The organism is Agromyces atrinae (assembly GCF_013407835.1).
Classification (GTDB): Bacteria; Actinomycetota; Actinomycetes; order Actinomycetales; family Microbacteriaceae; genus Agromyces; species Agromyces atrinae.
Genome location: NZ_JACCBI010000001.1, coordinates 859,954 through 879,603, shown reverse-complemented (window position 1 = coordinate 879,603; position 19,650 = coordinate 859,954). Strand labels below are relative to the sequence as shown.

Here is a 19,650-nt window from a genome sequence, read left to right as displayed (position 1 = left end):
CGATGCAGTCGGTTTGTACAAGCGCCCGGCTCGTGGGCCTCCCTAGCGTAGCGATCGGAGGAATCATGACGCGAGACACCGACACGACACCGCATTTCGACGCTGCACCGGTGCAGAGAGCGACGATCGACGGAGTGCCGATCGCCTTCCGAGACGTCGGCGACGGGCCACCGATCCTCTTCCTGCCGGGCTGGCCGACGGATGGCCGCACCTTTGCCCCGCTCGTCGACGCGCTTGCGCCACGCTACCGCTGCATCATTCCCGATCTCCCCGGTGCGGGACAGACCAGGTGGGTGAGAGGTCGAGATCTCGGGCCGCGCGCTCAAGCGGCCCTCGTCGAGCGTCTCGTCGCGGAGCGGGGTGCGCTCGACGACCTCACCATCGTCGGAAGCGACAGCGGCGGAATGGTCGCGCGCTGGCTCGCGGCGCGCTGCGCTCCGCGAGCCCTCGTGCTGTTCAACACCGAGATCCCCGGATGGCGGGCACCGTTCCAGCGCCGAGCTCGCACGTTGGCCCGATGGCTGCCCGGCTACACGTCCATCGCGATGAGACAGCTGACGAGCGACCGCTACCTCACCTCGCCCGCGGGCTTCGGCGGCACGCTCGCCGACCACGACCTCCTCGTCGGGAGCTTCCGCGACCGCTTCATCGACCCGCTCACCCGCTCCCATCGACGAATGGATGACGCGCGCCGATCGTTCATCGCCGTGCTCGACTGGGCTGAACTCGACGCCCTCTCCGACATCCATCGGCGCATCACGGCGCCGACGTGGTTCATCTGGGGTCGCGACGACCCGACCTTCCCCGTTACCCGCGCACGGGCGATGCATGCCAAGTTCCCTGACCCCCGCGGCTTCGAACTCATCGATCGTGCCCGTCTCTACGTGCACGAGGACCAGCCGGCTGTGGTCCGCCGGACGCTGACGGGCATCCTCGCCGAGGTGCATGAGGCGCGACGACCGTCGTGAGAGCGCTGTCATCGCTACGCTGAACGTGATCTCACCCCGATGGCGGCGGGCCGGCGTCCGTCGAGAAGGAGCACACCGTGTTCGACACCGTCACGTCCCCGCACCGTCGTCGGCAGCGCATTGGCTTCTTGCTCTTCGACGGCGTCAAGATGCTCGACTTCGTCGGCCCGGCCGAGGTATTCCAAGAGGCCAACCAGCGCGTCGACGGCTACGAGATCGTCATGCTCTCTTCCGATGGGGCCGACGTCACGACATCCATGGGCGTGCGGGTCGGGGTGCACGCCGCGGCGCGGGATGCCGGCGACCTCGACACGCTCATGATCCCCGGCAGCGAGTCGGCGCCGAGCGTCTACGACGATCCCGCCATCCTCGAGGCGATCCGCGGTCTGGCACCGGGCGCACGGCGCGTCGCATCGGTCTGCAGCGGCGCGTTCGCCCTCGCCGCGACGGGCCTGCTCGACGGGCGCCCGGCCACGACGCACTGGAAGTTCGCTCCGCGCCTCGCGGCCGACTACCCCCAGATCGACGTCCAGCCCGACGCGCTCTTCGTGCGCGACGGCCGCATCTACTCCTCGGCCGGTGTCGCCGCGGGCATCGACCTCGCCCTCTCGCTCGTCGAGGAGGATCACGGCGCCGAGGTCGCCCGCATGATCGCTCAGCTCCTGCTCGTGTACATGAAGCGCTCCGGGGGCCAGTCGCAGTTCTCCGCATCGCTGCGGGCCGCTCCGCCCCGCACGGATGTCGCCCGGTCGGTCGCCGAGTACGTCAACGCCGACCCCACCCGGCCCTGCACGATCCACGAACTCGCCAAGTACGCCAACGTCAGCACCCGCCATCTCAATCGTGTCGTGCGCGAGGAGCTCGGCATGTCTCCGCGCGACTACGTGCACTCGATGCGTCTCGACTTCGCGACCGGCTACCTCGAGGACGGTGCGCCCGTCGCTCTCGCGGCCGAGCAGTCCGGGTACACGAGCGTCGTCGCGTTCCGTCGCGCCTTCATCGCACGCCTCGGCGTCACCCCGTCGGAGTACCAGCGCAAGTTCCTCACGACGAAGCGCGTCGTCGCCGTCTGACTCGGGCTCGCTTGATCGACCTGTCCTGAAACGACCGTCACGCGGCCTGATTCGGCTCACGGTGACGGCGGGTGACCTGGGAAGGTGAACCTGAGGCCAGCGACGACTGCGACGGGAGACCGCGTCGGACGACACTGACTCCCTGACTCTCCTCGTGGCCGTATCGGAACAGGAAGAAGAGAATCATGTCTCAGCCCATCACCGTCGTTCTCGTCCACGGCGCATTCGCCGAATCGTCCAGCTGGAACGGCGTCCTCGCCGCTCTGGCCGGCCGCGGTGTGCCCGCGATCGCGACGCCCAACCAGCTCCGCAGCGTCACGACCGACGCCGACAACGTGCGCCGCGCCGTCGGCTCGATCGACGGCCCCGTCCTCCTCGTCGGTCATTCCTACGGCGGAGCCGTCATCACCGAAGCAGCCGTGGGCGCCGAGAACGTCGTCGGCCTCGTCTACGTCGCCGCCTTCGCTCCCGAGCACGGAGAGACGTCCCTCGGCCTCACCGACAAGTTCCCCGGATCGACCCTCGGCGAGACCGTGCGGCCCATCCCGCTCGGCGACGGCACCAACGACCTCATCGTCGACCGCGAGATCTTCCCGTCGCAGTTCGCCGGCGACGTGCCCCTCGCCGACGCACAGCTCGCGGGTGCGACGCAGCGCGCGATCCGCGACTTCGCGCTCGGTGAGCCGCAGCCGGCGGAGACGCCGGCGTGGAAGACGCTCCCGTCCTGGTTCGTCTTCGGTTCGGGCGACAAGAACATCCCCGTCGAGGGCCTGCGATTCATGGCCGAGCGCGCCGGTTCGCGGAAGACCGTCGAGATCGACGGTGCCTCCCACTCGGTCATGGTGTCGAATCCGGATGCCGTCGCCGATCTCATCACCGAAGCGCTCTCTCACCTCTCCTGATCAGCCCCTCCCACACGAAAGAGAAGACGATGCCCTACTTCACGACGTCCGATGGAACCGAGATCTACTACACCGATCAGGGCGAGGGTCAGCCGGTGCTCCTCAGTCACGGCTGGCCGCTGTCCTCCGACGCATGGCAGGTCGAGATCAAGCTGCTCGCCGACAACGGCTACCGCGCGATCGCGCACGACCGACGCGGCCACGGCCGCTCGGCGAAGACGTACACGGGCAACGACATGGACACCTACGCCCGTGACCTCGCCGAACTCGTCGAGCACCTCGACCTGACGAACCTCGTCATCATCGGCCACTCGACGGGCGGCGGGGAGGTCGTCCGGTACGCCGCGCAGCACGGCGCGGGTCGAGTGGTGAAGGTCATTACCGCCGGAGCCGTGCCGCCGCAGATGGTCAAGACCGAGTCGAACCCCGAGGGGCTGCCGATCGAGGTCTTCGACGGCATCCGCGCGGGTGTGCTGAAAGACGCCTCGCAGTTCTACATCGACCTGACCGAGTCGTTCTTCGGTGCGAACCGCGAGGGATCGAACGTCTCGGAAGGCGCGAAGCGCGACTTCTGGCGCCAGGGTATGAACGTCAACCTCGCGGCGGCCTACGACTGCATCGCGGCCTTCTCCGAGACCGACTTCACCGAGGACCTGAAGGCGCTCGACGTCCCGATCCTCATCGCGCAGGGTGACGACGACCAGATCGTGCCGATCGGCGCATCGGGCCGGAAGGCGATCGACCTCGTCTCCGACGGAACCCTCACGGTGTATCCGGGAGCCCCGCACGGAATCTACGGCGACTACCAGGTCGCACTCGACGCCGACATCCTCGCGTTCATCGCGAAGTGATCCGAGCGTCGACGACGAACGCCGGAGCGCCGGGCGGGACACCGCCCGGCGCTCTCGCGCCTCTCCGCGTCACGGTGTTCCGCTGGCTGTGGATCGCGGGTCTCGTCAGCAGCATCGGCAGCTGGATGCAGTCCGTCGGCGCCCAGTGGTTCCTCGTCGAGCAGAACGCGTCGCCCGCCGTCATCGCTCTCGTCTCGACGGCCGCCGCGGCGCCCGTGCTGCTGTTCGGCATCCCCGCCGGTGTGCTCGGCGAGTTCATGAATCGCCGCCGACTGCTCATCGGCGTGCAGGCGGCGCAGGCCGCTATCAGCCTCGTCCTCGTCGTTCTCACGGCGGCGGACCTCATGACTCCTGCGCTCCTGCTCGCACTCACCTTCGCCCTCGGCGCGGCCACGGCCGTACAACTGCCCGCGTATCAGGCGATCGTCCCCGAGATCGTCCCGACGCCGCTCATCGCGAACGCCGCGTCACTGTCGTCGATCGGTGTGAACGTCGCCCGGGCCATCGGGCCGGCCGTCGCCGGTGTCCTCATCGCTCAACTCGGCATCCCGTTCGTCTTCGCCGTCAACGTCGCGAGCTTCCTCTTCTTCCTGCTCGTTCTGGTGCTCTGGCGCGGGTACACCGCTCCGCCCACGAGCCGCGAACCCTTCATCGCGGCGTCGCGGGCGGGGCTGCGGTACGTCGGACACAGCGCGATCGTGCGACGGATGTACGTGCAGCTGTTGCTCTTCATGATCCCCGCCAACGCCCTATGGGCGCTCCTACCGGTGCTCGCGAACGGTCAGCTCGGACTCGCGGCGAGCGGATACGGGCTCCTCCTCGCCGCCGTCGGGCTCGGATCGGTCTGCGGCGCATTCGTGCTGCCACCCCTTCGGGCGAAGATCGGCGTCGGCGGACTCGTGATGGTGTCGAGTGCGGTCTACGGCGTCGGTATCGCCGTCATCGCGTTCTCGACGACTCTCGCCGTGACGCTGCCGATCCTCGTCGTCATCGGCACCGCGTGGATCGGTGTCATCGCGTCGCTCAACGGCACCGTGCAGTCGTTCCTGCCGGTGTGGGTGCGGACGCGTGGCCTGTCGGTCTATCAACTCGTGTTCTACGGCGGGACGGCGCTCGGCGCTGCGGTGTCGGGTGTGCTGAGCGGCATCCTCGGCGTCGCCGCGACGATGGTCGGCACAGGCATCGTGGTCGTCGTGGTCGCTGCCCTTCAGCTCGTCTGGCCGTTCGGATCGACCGTCGACAAGAAGCGCGATGTCGTGCCGCTGCCGTTGACCGATGTGCCTCCCGTCGCGCTCGTGCTTCCCGGCGATGAGGCCTCGACCCGCACACCCGCGAGGGAGAGCGAGTCCGACGGGGCGACGCTCGTCATCGTGCGCTACGCGGTCGCTTCCGCCGACCGGGCCCGCTTCGTCGACGCGATGCAGTACGTCGAGCACTCGCGGCGCCGCACGGGGGCGCGAGCCTGGCATCTCTACGACTCGCGCGAGCAGCCCGGGACCATGGTCGAGGCGTTCACCGTCGGATCGTGGAGCGAGCATCTGCGTCAGCACGAGAGTCGTACGACGGGCTACGACGCCGAGGTGCTCGAGGCGGTGCGCGCATTCGCCTCGGCCGACCCGGTCATCGAGCATCTCGTGGCGGTCGACCGCGACTGAGCGCCGCCGGCTTCGCTACGATCGGTCGGGTATGTCTCGCTCGTTCTCCGACTCGCCGAACGTCCTGTTCAGAGCGTTCGTCGCGACCGTGCGGCGGGTGTCGACCGGGTTCGTCCGTGTGACGCTCCGCGGCGACGATCTCGCCGAGCTCGTGCCGCGGGGCCTCGATCAGCGCATCAAGCTGCTGCTCCCGCAGGGCCGGTATCCCGACGAGCTCCGGCACGCGTTCCTCGCCGAGAGCGACTGGCGGTCGCGGTGGCGGAGCGTGCCTCTGTCCGAGCGACCCGCGATGCGCAGCTACACGATCGGTGAGGCGAGACCTGAGTCGCGAGAGCTCGACATCGACTTCTACGTCCACGCGCGGCCCGGCCCCGGAAGCGCCTGGGCGCTCCGAGCCGCCGTCGGCGACGAACTGCTGCTCTCCGCGCCCGATCGGCGCCTCGAGCAGGGCACGCACGGTGTGCAGTGGGCGCCGGGAGCCGCCCGCCACGTCCTCATCGCGGGCGATGAGACGGCGTTCCCCGCGATCGCCGGCATCGTGCGATCGCTCGCTGGCGATGCGCGAACGGATGTCGCGATCGAGACGGGTCATGCCGACGATGCCGAGCTCGTGACGCGGTGGTCGCCGCAGGCCGTCGTGGTCGAGCGCGGTGACCGACGCGGGGGAGAGGCTCTCCTCGAGCACGTGACGGAGTGGGCGGCGACGCACGGTTCGACGGCTGCCGCGGCGGGAGCGGACTTCTACGCGTGGTGCGCGACCGAGAGTGCTCGCGTCGCCGAGATCCGCGACGTCCTCGCGCGTTCGGGGATCGATTCCGACCGCATCCACGTGCAGGGCTATTGGCACGACCGCGAGAGGGCCGGCCTTGCTTAGGCTAGGCTAACCTCTTGTGCCGTCATCCGGCGGCGTCCCCCTCGATCAGGAGTCGTATGCCTCGTCGCGCTCTCGCCCGTACCGTTCTCAGTTCCCTCGCGCTCGTCGGCGCCGTCGCTCTCACGGCCTGTTCGACCGCCGCTCCCGAGGCCGACACCGCCCCGACGACGGCATCCTCCGCCAGTGAGACACGCGTGTTCACGCACGCTCACGGTGAGACCGAGATCCCGACGAGCCCGCAGCGCATCGTGGTGCTCGAGCCCGTGCAGCTCGATACCGCCGTCGCTCTCGGTGCGACTCCCGTGGGTGCGGCCGTGCTCAACGAGACGGCAGGAGTGCCCGCCTACCTCGGCGACGACGCTGCCGACATCGAGATGGTCGGAACGGTCGCCGAGCCGAGCGTCGAGCGCATCGCCGCTCTCGCGCCCGACCTCATCCTCGGCACGGAGTCGCGTCACTCCGCCCTCTACGACCAGCTGAGCGCGGTCGCGCCGACCGTCTTCATGGCGACCCAGTCCGACCCGTGGCAGGAGAACGTCGCCTTCGTCGCCGACGCGCTCGGAGATCCCGACGGAGCGAGCGAACTGCTCTCCGCCTACGAGGAGCGGTGCGACGAGATCGCCGAGGAGTTCGGCACGGAGGGCTCGACGGCGCAGCTCATCCGTCCGCGTGATGGCATCCTCACCCTGTACGGCCCCACGTCGTTTGCGGGGAGCACCCTCGAGTGCGCCGGGTTCACCACTCCCGAGCGCGCGTGGGAGGACATCTCCCTCGACGTCTCGCCCGAGAACGTCGTCGACGCGAGCGCCGACCTCGTGCTCGTCACGACGACCGACGTCGACGACCCCACCACTCTGCCCGCCGCCATCAGCGACAACGCCGCCGTCTTCCCCGACGTCCACCTCGTCGACCAGTCCTTCTGGATCACCGGTGTCGGCCCGCTCGGCGGCATGACCGTGCTCGACGACCTCGAGCGCATCCTCTCCACGCGCTGACGTGGGTTCTCTCGAGGCGCCGTCCCGCCCGCGTCACCGCGCTGCCGTCGCAGCGTGGTGCGCGGGAGGGGCGCTCCTCGCCCTGACCGTCATCCTCTCGCTCCTCGTTGGATCGAATCCCATCCCGCCCGGCGACGTCATCGCGTCGCTCCTCGGGCACGGCGGCGCCGAGGTCGACTACATCGTGTGGGGTCAGCGGGTTCCGCGCACGGTGGCCGCGATCATCGTGGGGGCGGCCCTCGCCGCGGCGGGATGTCTGATCCAGGCGTTCACCCGCAATCCTCTCGCCGACACGGGAATCCTCGGCGTCAACGCCGGTGCCGCGTTCTTCGTCGCGGTCGGCATCGCGTTCCTCGGCATCGTGGACCCGGGCGCCTACGTGTGGCTCGCGTGCATCGGCGCGTTCGCCCTCACGATCGCGGTCTCGCTCATCGGATCGAGTGCTCGGTCCGGCACGGACCCGATCCGGCTGACCCTCGCGGGAGTCGCGCTCGGCGCGGTGTTCGCGGGTGCGACGACGGGCATCGCCCTCACACACCCCGACGCGTTCGATCGCCTCCGCGGCTGGAACGCCGGCAGCCTCCTGGGTCGCGGCTTCGACGTCATCCTGCCGATCCTGCCCGTCATCCTCGTCGGACTCGTGCTCGCCCTCCTGGCGGCTCCCGCGCTCAACTCGCTCGCCCTCGGGGCGGACGTCGCCCGATCGCACGGTGTCGACGTACGCCGCTCCGACCTCATCGTCGTCACCGGCACGACGCTCCTCGCCGGCGGCGCGACCGCCCTCGCGGGGCCGATCGCGTTCGTGGGTCTCATGGTGCCGCACATCGCGCGATGGACCCTCGGCACCGATCAACGCCGCATCCTCGCGGGGAGCCTCGTGCTCGGCCCCATCCTCGTGCTCGTCGCCGACATCGTCGGGCGCGTCGCGATCGCACCGAGCGAGATGCCGGCGGGAATCGTCACGGCCTTCATCGGTGCGCCGGTGCTCATCGCTCTCGTGCGGCGGCGGAAGGCGACGGGACTGTGACGGGCACCGTGCGGTTCGCGCACCGGCGCCTCGTGCTCGGCGGTCGTCGTGCGCACGTCGTCGTGCGCGTCCGTTCGCTCATCGTCGCCGTCGTCGCGTGCGCGATCACGGCCGTGCTGCTCGTGCTCGCGCTGGCGCTCGGCGACTTCCCCCTCGCGCCGTCCGACGTCGTCGGAGCACTCATCGGGACGACCGACGGGTTGCCGCGGACGGTCGTGCTCGAGTGGCGGCTGCCACGCGCCGCCGCCGCGATCGTCTTCGGCGCGGCACTCGCCGTCGCCGGCGCGCTCTTCCAGACGATCACCCGCAACCCGCTCGCGAGTCCCGACATCATCGGGCTCGCCAACGGATCGTTCACGGGAATGCTCATCGCCCTCATCGTGCTCGGCGGTTCATGGCCCCTGCTCGTGACCGGGTCGCTTCTCGGCGGGCTCGTCGCCGCGCTCGTCATCGTGCTGCTCTCGGCCCACGACGGCCTGCAGGGGTTCCGCTTCATCGTCATCGGAATCGGCGTCTCGGCGATGCTCGCCGCGTTCAACACGTGGCTGCTGCTGCGTGCCGAACTCGAGACCGCGCTCTTCGCCGCCGCGTGGGGCGCGGGCAGTCTGAACTCGGTGAGCGCGACGACCGCGTGGCCCGCCATCGCGCTCCTCGTCGTGATCCTCGCACTCCTGCCGCTCGTCACGCGTCCGCTGCAGCAGCTCGGCCTCGGTGACGACGTCGCTCGATCGACGGGTGTGCTCGTCCGCCGGAGTCGCATCGGAGTGCTCGTCATCGCCGTCGCGCTCGTGAGCGTCGTGACGTCGATCGCGGGGCCCATCGCCTTCGTCTCCCTCGCCGCACCGCAGATCACCCGCAGGCTCACGGGAACAGCGGACATCCCGCTCGTTCCCACCCTGTTCGTCGGAGGCGCCCTGCTGCTCGCCGCCGACATCATCGCGCAGCACGTCATCCCGCTCACCGTTCCGGTGGGCGTCGTCACCGTCGTCTGCGGTGGGGCCTACCTCGTGTGGCTCCTCGCACGCGAGATCAGGAGAGCACCGTGAGCCACGACCCCGTCGACCTGCGCGCCCGTGACGTCTCTCTCGCGTACGACGGCCGTGTCGTCAGCGAGCATCTCGACGTCGTCGTCGAGCCCGGCTCGTTCACCGTCATCATCGGTCCGAACGCGTGCGGCAAGTCGACGCTGCTGCGCGCTCTCTCCGGCCTGCTCGCGCCGAAGGACGGCGCGGTGGTGCTCGACGGCGCCGACATCGCGCGCACACCCACCCGGGCGATCGCCCGTCGTATCGGACTGCTCCCGCAGACCGCCGTCGCCCCCGAGGGCATCACCGTCTCCGAACTCGTCGCGAGAGGGCGGTACGCGCACCAGCGACTGCTGCGATCGTGGTCGCCGGCCGACGAGGCAGCCGTCGCGGATGCGCTCACGAAGACGGGCGTCGCCGACCTCTCGACCCGTCGGGTCGACGAGCTCTCGGGCGGGCAGCGGCAGCGTGTCTGGATCGCCATGGTCCTGGCGCAGCAGACGCCGCTCGTGCTCCTGGACGAACCCACGACCTATCTCGACGTCACCCACCAGATGGAGGTGCTCGACCTCCTCGACGATCTGCATCGCGAGGGGCGCACCATCGTCGCGGTGCTGCACGACCTGAACCATGCGGCGCGCTATGCGACCCACGTGATCGCCATGCGCGAGGGACGCATCGTCGCGCAGGGCACCCCGGCCGACACCGTGACCTCGTCCCTCGTCGACGAGGTCTTCGGTCTCGCCAACGTCGTGATCCCCGACCCCGTCACCGGTACTCCGCTCGTCGTGCCACTCGATCGACGGTCGCGGTAGCACCAGGTGCGGACGCCCGGGACTCGTGCGACACTGGGCGGCGACAGTCAGGAGCCCGCGCATGAACCCCGACCTCGACCTCACCCTCCAGCGCGTCATCCGCGCCCCGCGCTCGCGCGTCTGGGACGCGTGGACCGATCCTGCCCTGCTCGCCTCATGGTGGACGCCCGCACCCACGATCTCGGTCGTCGATCGCCTCGACGTGCGCCCCGGAGGAGCCTTCGTGACCCGGATGTCGGAGGACGGCGTCGACTTCGTGCCGCACACCGACGGTGTGTTCCTCGTCGTGGAGCCGGGGGAGCGACTCGTCTTCACGAACGCGCTCACGAGTTCGTGGCACCCCGCAACACCGCAACCCGTCGCGATGAGCGCCGAGATCATCGTCGGCGAGCACGCCGACGGCACCGACTATCGCGTCGTCGTGAGGCATGGCGATGCGGCGGCTCGCGCTCACCACGAAGAGCTCGGGTTCTTCGAGGGCTGGGGCGCCGTCACTGATGCCCTGGCAGCACTCGCCGAGGGCGACGCGCGCTAGCTCGAGCCCTCGCGCCGCCGCACGATCTCGGCGATCCAGAGCGGAGCATAGGGCGATGTGCAGTTCGGCGCCGTGGGGTAGTCCTTGAGCACTTCGAGGCGTTCGCCGATCGCGATGGCACGCGCGCGGAGGTCGGAGCGGTGGATGCCGACGGCCGCGAGCACCTCGTTCATCGACCACTGCAGGCGGGCGGGCGCGTCCTTCATCTCGCGCTCGATGATGTCGAGAAGACCGTCGGCGTCGATGTCGTCCGGCGCGGCGGCGACGTGTTTCGCGGTCAACGACCAGCCCGCGCTCGCGACGATCGGGTCGGGGTCGGCGAACCAGGCCGCCCGTAGTTCATCGGCATGAGGGCCCTTCTGGACGAGGTAGTTCAGCAGCCAGTCGTGCACCTTCGGCACGCGCGCCTCGCGCAGCATCTCGTCGAGTTCGGGTGCCGAGTATGATCTCGGTCGGCTCGTCAGGATCGCGACCAGGCGTGCGGCGGAGTCGCCCGTGGCCCACAGTTCGCGGGCCAGATCGGGCTGCATGCCGACGCGCTTGGCGACGGCCCGCAGCTGCGTGAGGTTCACCCCGTGGTCGTCGCCGTGTCGCTCGTTGACCGCCCGGATCTTCGGGTCCTCGAGGGCGCCGAGCTCGGCCAGTACCTCGTCGACGGTCGTCTCGGGTGCGGTGCGCGTCGCCACGATACGGTCCTCTCGCTCGGTGAACTGCTGCCAGGGTACGCCGGGTCGTCGGGGCGGGGCGCACCTGGAACACTGGGACGATGACCGAGCCCCGACCGATCGACCTCGACTCCTGGCCCCGCCGCGAACTCTTCGAGCACTATCGCGCCTCGCCGTGCACATATGCCCTGACCGTCGAGATCGATGTCACGGAGTTCGTCGCCGAACTCGCGCGTGTCGGGCGGAAGACCTACGTCGCGCAGATCTGGGCGATCGCGACGATCATCAATCGGCACGACGAGTTCCGGATGACGCTCGACGACGAGGGCCGCCCCTCGGTGTGGCCCGTCGTGCACCCCGCGTTCACGGTCTTCAACGCCGAGCGCGAGACGTTCGCGTGCGTGTGGGCTCCCTACGACGACGAGTTCGCCGCATTCCACGACGTCGCCGCACCGCTCCTCGCCGAGCACGCCCGCGCGACCGAGCTCTTCCCGCTCGGGGCTCCGCCGAACATGTTCGACGTGTCGAGCCTGCCGTGGGTCTCCTTCACGGGCTTCACGCTCGCGATCCGGAACGGCTGGGACCATCTCGCTCCGATCATCACCCTCGGTCGGTACGTCGAGCGCGACGGGCGGGTCGTCCTCCCGCTCGCGTTCCAGATCCACCACGCGGCCGCCGACGGCTTCCACGCGAGCCGCTTCGTCTCCGAGCTGCAGCAGCTCGTCGCCGAACCGACCTGGGTCACGTCCTCCTGACGAGACGACGGCTCGCGAGAGGGGCCCTCGCGGCTCCGCTCGTCACCGGATGGTGAACGAGTCGAAGCGCTCCCTCGGGAGACCCGACAGCTCGACGACGCCGGAGCGCGGTGCCACCCGAGGCAACGGCGATCGTGCGCCCGTCTCGCGGAACCGCTGCACCGCCCAGCGCGTGACCCCGGCATCGGCGAGCCGATGCCCCAGTCGAGCGAGCCCCGCCTCGTCGAACGCACTCGCGTGCACCGTCGTCCGCACCTCGTACCGCAGCGGTCTCTCCGACGACGCTCGAGCGGCGACGGCCCCGAGGACGAGCTTGAGCGATCGCCACGCGTTCTCGGCGCTTCCCGGGCGGCCCGTGACGGCGGCGTAGTCGACCGCCTCGGCCTTGATGTCGAGCCCGATCCAGTCGACGTGGGGGAGCACGCGAGAGAGGTTCGCGGGGTACGCCCCGCCCGAGTGCAGCCCCACGGCGAACCCGTACTCGCGCGTCGCGAGGAGGGCCGGCAGGAGCGCCGCCTGCATCGTCGGTTCGCCGCCCGAGAAGACGACGGCGTCGAGCAGTCCGACACGGCGCGCGAGGAACGCGTCGACGTCCTCCCACGGCAGAGCCCCGGCGGCGCGCGGCGCGATGAGCGCGGGATTGTGGCAGTAGAAGCAGTCCCACGGGCATCCCTGCAGGAAGAGGGTCGCCGCGAGCCGATCGGGCCAGTCGACCGTCGACAGCTTCGAGAGACCCGCGATCCGAAGGTCGGCCGCGACGCACGCACGCCGGGTCACGTCAGCGACCCGAGAGAGCGAGCGACGCGGCATCCTCGCCCTTCAGCTGGTCGAAGTAGAGCCGCTCCGCCGCCTCGCCCTTCTTGCCGATGTTGAACGAGGAGATCGGTCGGAAGTAACCCATGACGCGGGTCCAGACCTCGCATTCGGCGCCGCAGTCGGGGCACGCGACGTGTTCGCCCGAGCGGTAGCCGTGGCTCGGGCAGATCGAGAAGGTGGGGGTCACGGTGATGTACGGCAGACGGAACCGTTCGAGCGCCCGGCGCACGAGCGTGCGGCAGGCCGTCGCCGACGCCACGGCCTCGCCCATGTACAGGTGCAGCACCGTGCCGCCCGTGTACTTCTGCTGCAGCTCCTCCTGCAGCTCCATCGCCTCGAAGGCGTCGTCGGTGAAACCGACGGGCAGTTGCGACGAGTTCGTGTAGTAGGGGTTCACGTCGGTTCCGGCGTGCACGATCCCGGCGTCACCGAACCTCGCGATGTCCTCCTTCGCGAACCGGTACGTCGCCCCCTCGGCGGGACTCGCCTCGAGGTTGTACATGTTGCCCGTCGACTCCTGGAACTCGACCATGCGCGCTCTCACGTGATCGAGGAGTCGCGCGGCGAGGGCTCGACCGGACTCGGTCGTCACATCGTCGGCGTCGCGCGTGAAGTTCCGCACGTACTCGTTGAGTCCGTTGACGCCGATCGTCGAGAAGTGGTTCTGCAACGAACCCAGGTAGCGCTTCGTGTACGGGAAGAGCCCGCCCTCGATGTGGTGGTCGATGAGCACGCGCTTCGCTTCGAGCGTGTCGCGCGCGAGTGCGAGCAGCTCGTCGAGTCGCGCGAAGACGCCGGCCTCATCGCCGGAGTGCAGGAACCCGAGCCGTGCGCAGTTGACGGTCACGACTCCGAGTGAGCCGGTCTGTTCGGCCGAGCCGAACAGGCCGTTGCCGCGCTTCAGCAGCTCGGTGAGGTCGAGCTGCAGTCGGCAGCACATCGAGCGGATCATGTGCGGATCGAGGTCGGAGTTCACGAAGTTCTGGAAGTAGGGGAGTCCGTACTTTGCGGTCATGCCGAAGAGCGCCTCGACGTTCGGTCCGTCCCAGTCGAAGTCGGGGGTGATGTTGTAGGTGGGGATCGGGAAGGTGAAGGCGCGCCCGTCGGAGTCGCCCGCGCTCATGACCTCGATGAACGCACGGTTGAGCATCGCCCGCTCGGCGTCGAGATCGCCGTACGTGAAGCCGCACACCGAGCCCGCGATGAGCGGGCGTTGTTCGGCGAGGTCGTCGGGGCACGTCCAGTCGAACGTGAGGTTCGTGAAGGGCGTCTGGGTGCCCCAGCGTGACGGCACGTTGAGGTTGAAGACGAACTCCTGCATCGCCTGCAGCACGTCGTCGTACTCGAGGCCGTCGAGGCGCACGAACGGAGCGAGGTACGTGTCGAACGAGCTGAACGCTTGAGCCCCGGCCCACTCGTTCTGCAGCGTGCCGAGGAAGTTGACGATCTGCCCGAGGGCGCTCGACAGGTGCTTCGGCGGCGTCGACGAGATCTTGCCGGGTGCGCCGTTGAAGCCCTGCTCGAGCAGCATCCTGAGCGACCATCCGGCGCAATAGCCGGCGAACATGTCGAGGTCGTGGATGTGGATGTCTCCCGCCCGGTGCGCCTCGCCGGCCGCGGGCGCGTAGACCTCGTCGAGCCAATAGTTCGCGATGAGCTTGCCCGACGTGTTGAGCATGAGCCCGCCGAGGGAGTAGCCCTGGTTGGCGTTCGCGTTCACCCGCCAATCGCCTCGACTGAGGTACTCGTCGATCGTCGATCCGACGGCGATCGATCGACGGTCTGATGGCGTTGCTGGCGTGGTCATGGGAGTGCCTCCGAGGTTGTGGAGCGACACCGAGTGGCGCCGCATAAGCACTATATGTAGTGATTATTTTTCACGGCGCTACTAGATGTTGCGTGTCGCGTGTCGCGCGACATACTCGGAGGGCGGTGCTCCCGCGGCGCTCGAACGCGCCCTAACGGCCGAACGGAGCCCGCAGATACGGGGCCGGCGTGTAGTCGACGTCGACGCCGAGCTCGGCCGCAGCCCGGAGCGGGAAGTTCGGGTCGCGAAGGAGCTCGCGGCCCATCATGACGACGTCGGCGAGCCCGCTCGCGACGATCTCCTCGGCCTGACGCGGGCCGTCGATCAGTCCGACGGCGATCGTCGGGATGTCGGCTGCGCCTCGGATGGCCGTCGCGAGCGGTACCTGGTACGCGGGGCCGACGGGGATCGCATCGGTCGGCGCGTTCCCGCCCGACGACACGTCGATCGCGTCGGCGCCGTGTTCGCCGACCCACCGCGCGACGGTCTGCGTCTCCTCGAGCGTCCATCCGCCCTCGATCCAGTCGGTCGCCGAGAACCGGACGAGGATCGGGACGTCGTCGCCGACGGCCGCGCGCACGGCATCGAGGCTCTCGAGCAGCGCGCGAGCGCGGTTCTCGAGCGAGCCGCCGTACTCGTCGGTGCGTGTGTTGCTGAGCGGAGAGAGGAACTCGTGAAGGAGGTAGCCGTGTGCGGCGTGCACCTCGATGACGTCGAAGCCCGCGTCGCGTGCCCGGCGGGCGGAGGCAGCGAACGCGTCGACGACGGCGCGGATGCCCTGCGTCGTGAGCTCGGTCGGCACGGCGTAGCCCGGGTAGGCGATCGCGCTCGGGCCGAACGCCTCCCAGCCGCCCTCCGAGATCGGCACGCTGCCGCGCTCGGGAGCCCACGGCCGGAAGGTCGATCCCTTGCGACCCGCGTGGGCGAGCTGGATGCCGGCGGCGGCTCCCTGCCCGTGGATGAAGTCGACGATGCGGGCGAGCGCATGCTGCTGCTCGTCGTTCCACAGCCCGAGGTCTTCCGGGCTGATACGTCCTTCCGGCACGACGGCGGTGGCCTCGGTCATGACGACACCCGCACCGCCGCGCGCGAGGGCACCGAGGTGCACGAGGTGCCAGTCAGTCGCCACGCCGTCGTGGGCTTCGACGGAGTACTGGCACATCGGGGCGACCCACAGTCGATTGCGCAGCGTGAGACCGCGCAGAGTGATGGGCTCGAAGAGGGAAGTCGTCATCCCTCCAGCCTAGGCACCTCGAGAGGGCCTCCGGCCTCAGGCGAGCGCGTCCCAGCGCGCGAGTGCGCGCTCGGCGAGGAAGGTGACCCATCTCGACGGTTCGCCCGCCGGAACGTCGATGTCGAACCAGACGCGTCCCTCGTAGCGGATCTCCTGGATCCAGCGGCCATCGCTCGGGCGCGCGGAGCGCAGTAGCTCGACGGCTTCGTGCGCCCGCGGGTCGGGTCGCACGCCGTCGTGGAGGGCTGCTTCGGTGACGTAGTCGACCGCCTTGAGCCCCGAGTACCACGCGCGGTACGGGTACTCGACCTACCAGCGGAGACTCGGGTCGGAATCGAGGAGCCAGTCGACGACTGCGGTGTCGATCATGCCGACAGGCTCGTCCGATTCGTCACGGACCGACCAGTGTCGCCCCGCCCACGTCGAGTCCGTCGTGCTCGATCATCCAGGCGACCGACTGCCGTGCGGCCTCGTCGGCCGAGTAGCGCGGAGAGTAGCCGAGACGTTCCACGCCGTCGACGATGCTGCAGACGTGGTTGCGCACGAGGTGCTCCCAGCTCGTGTTGGCCGAGGCCTCGTCGGTGCTCGCGCGGAAGTCCTCCCACGAGCCCGGAACGAGATCCGCCTCGCGGCCGAACCAGGCGGCCGCCCGCTCGGCGAAGCCGCGCACGGTCAGGGCCTGACGGGCGACAGCGTGGAACGCGTACCCGATGGCCGCCTCAGGCTGGGTGACGGCGAGCTCGAAGAGCTGCGCGACGTCGTCGGCGTGCACGTGGTGCATCGCCTCCGCCCCGACTCCCGGCACGCGCAGGGCCGACCCCGTGGCGAGGGCCGTCCACACCCGGTGGTCGCGGTTTCCGACCGGATTGATGACGTCCCAGCCCGGGCCGCTGATGTGGCCGGGGTGGATGACGGTCGAGGGCACACGGTCCTGGTCGAGGAGCAGACGCTCGATGGCGTACTTCTGCACGCCGTAGTCGCCGAAGGGGCGCTTCTCGACGGCGTTCTCGCGGAGTGGCAGCGCGTCGCTCAGCCCGTGGGTCCAGATCGTGCCGCAGTGCAGGAGGTGCGGGGGAGTGTCGAGGCCCGCGAGCGAGTCGAGCAGATGCGCGGCCGACTGCTCCGAGAAGCAGATGAGGTCGATGACGGCGTCGGGTTCGAGTGCGGCGATGCGCGGGCCGAACGTTCCGGCGGCGTCCTCGGCCTCGCGGTCGGCGTGGACGACGTCGATCCGGCTCCACGCGTCATCCGCCCCGTAGGGGGCGCTCGAACCGCGACTGACCACGGTGACGGCGTGCCCGGCCGACACGAGGCGGGGGATGAGGTACGTGCCGATGTGACCGGTCGCTCCGATGACGATGATGCGCATCTGTCGAGGCTAAGCGACGTCGGCGCGCTCGTGTAGCGGAACGCGTCTCGACCCCACTTGTCGACCGGTTCACCGAACTGCCACTATGTGCTCAGAGCGCCCGCGGGAGGCGTCTGATCATGCGGGGAGATCACGTGGTAGAGGTAATCACGCAGACGAAGCAGTCCGGCTGGGCACGGTTCTGGAACCACGGCGGCTGGTGGCGCGCCCTCCTGCTCGTCGTGGGGTACCTCGTGATCTACGAGGGCATCGGCCTGCTCATCGGAACGGCCTTCCACGACCAGATCGACACGAAGAACCTCTTCGCGACACCCGAGAGCATCGTCTTCGGCATCGCGCTCGCGATCCTCATCGCCGGGCTGCTCGCGCTCACCTTCACCTGGTCGGTCGGCTGGCTCCGCGAGGTCTTCGGGCGGCAGCCGGTAGCCGGGCGCGGGTGGATGTGGATCGCGGTGCCGCTCCTCGTCATCCCGATCATCCTGCGCGCGGCGGGAACCGATTGGTCGAAGTACACGGTCGCCGTGATCCTGACGACCCTCGCCTTCGGGTTGTGCGTCGGATTCGCCGAGGAGCTCGTGACGCGCGGACTCGCCGTCAACATCCTGCGTCGCGGTGGGTACAGCGAGCGCGTCGTCATGGTGATCTCGTCACTGCTCTTCGCGCTCATGCACTCCATCAACGCGCTGAACGGCCAGGCGCCTCTCACGGTCGTCATCACGGTGCTCTACACCTTCGGATTCGGAACGATGATGTACCTCGTGATGCGCGTCACCGGCAGCATCATCTGGCCGATGCTCCTGCACGCGGCGACCGACCCCACGACGTTCCTCGCGACCGGCGGCATCGACACGACGACCGCGAGCGCGGGCTCCGCCGAACTCCTGAGCCTCGCCGGAATCTTCAACTGGATCTACATCGTCTTCGCCATCGTGGCGATCTTCCTCGTCAAGGGAACGGTGTTCCCCGAGCGCAAGCGCCTACGCTGACACGCGTCGACGGCGGCTCACGGCGAACGCCACGAGCCGCCATCCGACGAGGAAGGCGCCGAGCGACACGGCCGTGACGATCACGAACGACAGGGCCGTGCCCTGCCCGCTGAGCGCACGGAACAGCATCGTGACGGCGACCGTGACGATCCAGACCGGCACGCCGGTGCGGAGCGGTGCGGTGGGTCGGCGCCACGCGAGCGTGACGAGCCAGGCGATGCCGAGCGCCGCGATGAACGGCCAGGCCGTCGTCATCAGCCCGACGCCGCCGTCACCGAGGAGCCCCTCCGCGTGACTCGCGCGACCGATCGTCGCGAAGGCGAGCACGATGACGAGGTCGCCGAGGAATGCGCCGAGGGCGATGCGCGTCGACCGGCTCACGCGTCGAGCTCGAGGCCGATCGCGGCCGAGCATCGAGCGAGTTCGTCGGTCGAGAGCTCGAGGTCGGCGGCGCGCGCCGAATCGCTGATCGAGGCGGCGCGGCGAGCCCCCGGGATCGGGATCACGACGTCGGCGAGCGAGAGCTCCCACGCGAGGACGACCTGCTGAGGGCTGACGCCGCGGTCGGCTCCGATGTCGGCGAAGACGCCGAATCGGTCGCCGACCGATCGACCCGCGCCGCCCGTGCCGCCGAGCGGGCTCCAGGGCAGGAAGGCGATGCCGCGTTCCGCGCAGTGCCGGAGTTCGTCGAAGCTGCCGGGATGACGCGGGGAGAACTCGTTCTGCACGCTCGCGAGGTTTCCCTCGCCGAGCACCTCGACGGCGATGTCGATCTCCTCGACGCTCGCGTTCGAGATGCCGATCGCGCGGATCTTGCCCTCGTCGCGCAGCGTCGCGAGGTGCTGGATGATCTCGCCGTAGACGATCCAGCGGTCGGGGCGGTGGTACTGGTACAGGTCGATCGCCTCGACGTCGAGCTGTCGGAGCGAGGCCTCGACGGCCGCCCGGAGATAGGGAAGTGAGCCGTCGCGGCCCCAGACCTCGCCGTCGGCGCGCGTGATGCCGCCCTTCGTGCCGATCACGATCTGCGAGGCATCCCCGCCCCAGCTCTTCACCGCGCGGCCGACGATGCTCTCGTTGTGACCGACCGTGTCCCACGAGGGGGCGTAGATGTCGGCCGTGTCGATGAAGGTCACTCCCGCGTCGAGTGCGGCGTGCACCGTGGCGATGGCCGATTCGTCGGACGGGATCTGCCTGTCGTTGTTCATCGAGAGCGGCATCGCTCCGAGACCGATCGCCGAGACCGTGTAGGGGCCGAGGGTGCGGGTGCGCATGGAACTCCTTCGTCGAAAGCGTCC

At 69.4% G+C, this 19,650-nt stretch carries 21 protein-coding genes; 13 read left to right on the top strand and 8 right to left on the bottom strand.

Annotation, left to right across the window (positions count from 1 at the left end; genetic code table 11):
- The first annotated feature begins 65 nt into the window (after window positions 1–65).
- From BJ972_RS04270 to BJ972_RS04220, 11 genes are all read left to right on the top strand, one after another.
- Window positions 66–968 carry an alpha/beta fold hydrolase gene (locus BJ972_RS04270; protein ID WP_164989917.1) on the top strand — a complete coding sequence of 301 codons (903 nt, stop codon included), beginning with the start codon at window positions 66–68 and terminating at the stop codon, window positions 966–968.
- A gap of 77 nt (window positions 969–1,045) precedes the next feature.
- On the top strand, window positions 1,046–2,041 hold the full coding sequence (locus tag BJ972_RS04265; protein ID WP_241830795.1) for a GlxA family transcriptional regulator: 996 nt from the start codon (window positions 1,046–1,048) through the stop codon (window positions 2,039–2,041).
- Between the two features lie 185 nt (window positions 2,042–2,226).
- A complete protein-coding gene (locus BJ972_RS04260) occupies window positions 2,227–2,943 on the top strand; it encodes an alpha/beta fold hydrolase (protein WP_129174538.1) in 717 nt (238 codons plus the stop codon).
- A gap of 29 nt (window positions 2,944–2,972) precedes the next feature.
- On the top strand, window positions 2,973–3,794 hold the full coding sequence (locus BJ972_RS04255) for an alpha/beta fold hydrolase (protein WP_129174536.1): 822 nt from the start codon (window positions 2,973–2,975) through the stop codon (window positions 3,792–3,794).
- A complete protein-coding gene (locus BJ972_RS04250) occupies window positions 3,791–5,449 on the top strand; it encodes an MFS transporter (protein WP_129174534.1) in 1,659 nt (552 codons plus the stop codon). Before BJ972_RS04255 ends, BJ972_RS04250 begins: the two co-directional genes overlap by 4 nt.
- 31 nt (window positions 5,450–5,480) lie before the next feature.
- Complete coding sequence (locus BJ972_RS04245) at window positions 5,481–6,323, top strand: siderophore-interacting protein (RefSeq protein ID WP_129174532.1); 843 nt, start codon at window positions 5,481–5,483, stop codon at window positions 6,321–6,323.
- 56 nt (window positions 6,324–6,379) lie between these two features.
- Window positions 6,380–7,318, top strand: coding sequence for an ABC transporter substrate-binding protein (locus BJ972_RS04240; RefSeq protein ID WP_129174530.1), 939 nt, complete (start codon window positions 6,380–6,382; stop codon window positions 7,316–7,318).
- Window position 7,319: 1 nt separating this feature from the next.
- Complete coding sequence (locus tag BJ972_RS04235) at window positions 7,320–8,345, top strand: iron chelate uptake ABC transporter family permease subunit (RefSeq protein WP_129174528.1); 1,026 nt, start codon at window positions 7,320–7,322, stop codon at window positions 8,343–8,345.
- Window positions 8,342–9,391: a FecCD family ABC transporter permease gene (locus tag BJ972_RS04230; protein WP_241830794.1), complete on the top strand. Its 1,050-nt coding sequence runs from the start codon at window positions 8,342–8,344 to the stop codon at window positions 9,389–9,391. The genes BJ972_RS04235 and BJ972_RS04230 overlap by 4 nt, the downstream gene beginning before the upstream one ends.
- The gene (locus tag BJ972_RS04225; RefSeq protein ID WP_129174526.1) at window positions 9,388–10,185 is read left to right on the top strand and encodes an ABC transporter ATP-binding protein; all 798 of its coding nucleotides are present in this window, start codon (window positions 9,388–9,390) and stop codon (window positions 10,183–10,185) included. The genes BJ972_RS04230 and BJ972_RS04225 overlap by 4 nt, the downstream gene beginning before the upstream one ends.
- A gap of 61 nt (window positions 10,186–10,246) precedes the next feature.
- Window positions 10,247–10,720, top strand: a complete 474-nt coding sequence (locus tag BJ972_RS04220) for an SRPBCC domain-containing protein (RefSeq protein WP_129174524.1) — start codon at window positions 10,247–10,249, stop codon at window positions 10,718–10,720.
- Here BJ972_RS04220 and BJ972_RS04215 read toward each other — a convergent pair.
- Window positions 10,717–11,406: a DNA alkylation repair protein gene (locus tag BJ972_RS04215; protein ID WP_241830793.1), complete on the bottom strand. Its 690-nt coding sequence runs from the start codon at window positions 11,404–11,406 to the stop codon at window positions 10,717–10,719. The genes BJ972_RS04220 and BJ972_RS04215 overlap by 4 nt on opposite strands.
- A gap of 80 nt (window positions 11,407–11,486) precedes the next feature.
- On the opposite strand from BJ972_RS04215, the gene BJ972_RS04210 reads away from it, so the two are divergent.
- Complete coding sequence (locus BJ972_RS04210; RefSeq protein ID WP_129174520.1) at window positions 11,487–12,140, top strand: CatA-like O-acetyltransferase; 654 nt, start codon at window positions 11,487–11,489, stop codon at window positions 12,138–12,140.
- Between the two features lie 42 nt (window positions 12,141–12,182).
- Here the strand turns inward: BJ972_RS04210 and BJ972_RS04205 are convergent, their stop codons facing one another.
- The 5 genes from BJ972_RS04205 to BJ972_RS04185 all read right to left on the bottom strand — a co-directional run bounded on the left by BJ972_RS04205 (window position 12,183) and on the right by BJ972_RS04185 (window position 17,366).
- On the bottom strand, window positions 12,183–12,917 hold the full coding sequence (locus tag BJ972_RS04205) for an anaerobic ribonucleoside-triphosphate reductase activating protein (protein WP_241830792.1): 735 nt from the start codon (window positions 12,915–12,917) through the stop codon (window positions 12,183–12,185).
- Window position 12,918: 1 nt separating this feature from the next.
- Window positions 12,919–14,763, bottom strand: a complete 1,845-nt coding sequence (locus BJ972_RS04200; protein WP_129174516.1) for a ribonucleoside triphosphate reductase — start codon at window positions 14,761–14,763, stop codon at window positions 12,919–12,921.
- Window positions 14,764–14,914: 151 nt separating this feature from the next.
- Complete coding sequence (locus BJ972_RS04195) at window positions 14,915–15,997, bottom strand: NADH:flavin oxidoreductase/NADH oxidase (protein WP_129174514.1); 1,083 nt, start codon at window positions 15,995–15,997, stop codon at window positions 14,915–14,917.
- Window positions 15,998–16,033: 36 nt separating this feature from the next.
- Entirely contained in the window at window positions 16,034–16,228 is a 195-nt protein-coding gene (locus tag BJ972_RS04190; RefSeq protein WP_129174512.1) for a hypothetical protein, read from the bottom strand.
- Between the two features lie 160 nt (window positions 16,229–16,388).
- Window positions 16,389–17,366: an NAD-dependent epimerase/dehydratase family protein gene (locus tag BJ972_RS04185; protein WP_129174510.1), complete on the bottom strand. Its 978-nt coding sequence runs from the start codon at window positions 17,364–17,366 to the stop codon at window positions 16,389–16,391.
- 134 nt (window positions 17,367–17,500) lie between these two features.
- Between BJ972_RS04185 and BJ972_RS17525 the strand changes: the two genes are divergently transcribed.
- Window positions 17,501–18,352 carry a CPBP family intramembrane glutamic endopeptidase gene (locus BJ972_RS17525; protein ID WP_241830791.1) on the top strand — a complete coding sequence of 284 codons (852 nt, stop codon included), beginning with the start codon at window positions 17,501–17,503 and terminating at the stop codon, window positions 18,350–18,352.
- On the opposite strand, the gene BJ972_RS04175 is transcribed toward BJ972_RS17525, so the two are convergent.
- Both BJ972_RS04175 and BJ972_RS04170 read right to left on the bottom strand, forming a co-directional pair.
- The gene (locus tag BJ972_RS04175) at window positions 18,344–18,733 is read right to left on the bottom strand and encodes a DUF3054 domain-containing protein (RefSeq protein WP_129174506.1); all 390 of its coding nucleotides are present in this window, start codon (window positions 18,731–18,733) and stop codon (window positions 18,344–18,346) included. The two genes, BJ972_RS17525 and BJ972_RS04175, sit on opposite strands and share 9 nt — an antisense overlap.
- Complete coding sequence (locus BJ972_RS04170) at window positions 18,730–19,626, bottom strand: aldo/keto reductase (protein WP_129174504.1); 897 nt, start codon at window positions 19,624–19,626, stop codon at window positions 18,730–18,732. The genes BJ972_RS04175 and BJ972_RS04170 overlap by 4 nt, the downstream gene beginning before the upstream one ends.
- Window positions 19,627–19,650 lie beyond the last annotated feature (24 nt).

Bases quoted from the DNA above. Each gene is read 5' to 3' on its own strand.
- BJ972_RS04270 (WP_164989917.1), top strand. From the start codon at position 66: ATGACGCGAGACACCGACACGACACCGCATTTCGACGCTGCACCGGTG.
- BJ972_RS04260 (WP_129174538.1), top strand. From the start codon at position 2,227: ATGTCTCAGCCCATCACCGTCGTTCTCGTCCACGGCGCATTCGCCGAA.
- BJ972_RS04255 (WP_129174536.1), top strand. From the start codon at position 2,973: ATGCCCTACTTCACGACGTCCGATGGAACCGAGATCTACTACACCGAT.
- BJ972_RS04245 (WP_129174532.1), top strand. From the start codon at position 5,481: ATGTCTCGCTCGTTCTCCGACTCGCCGAACGTCCTGTTCAGAGCGTTC.
- BJ972_RS04240 (WP_129174530.1), top strand. From the start codon at position 6,380: ATGCCTCGTCGCGCTCTCGCCCGTACCGTTCTCAGTTCCCTCGCGCTC.
- BJ972_RS04220 (WP_129174524.1), top strand. From the start codon at position 10,247: ATGAACCCCGACCTCGACCTCACCCTCCAGCGCGTCATCCGCGCCCCG.
- BJ972_RS04210 (WP_129174520.1), top strand. From the start codon at position 11,487: ATGACCGAGCCCCGACCGATCGACCTCGACTCCTGGCCCCGCCGCGAA.
- BJ972_RS04200 (WP_129174516.1), bottom strand. From the start codon at position 14,763: ATGACCACGCCAGCAACGCCATCAGACCGTCGATCGATCGCCGTCGGA.
- BJ972_RS04195 (WP_129174514.1), bottom strand. From the start codon at position 15,997: ATGACGACTTCCCTCTTCGAGCCCATCACTCTGCGCGGTCTCACGCTG.
- BJ972_RS04185 (WP_129174510.1), bottom strand. From the start codon at position 17,366: ATGCGCATCATCGTCATCGGAGCGACCGGTCACATCGGCACGTACCTC.
- BJ972_RS04170 (WP_129174504.1), bottom strand. From the start codon at position 19,626: ATGCGCACCCGCACCCTCGGCCCCTACACGGTCTCGGCGATCGGTCTC.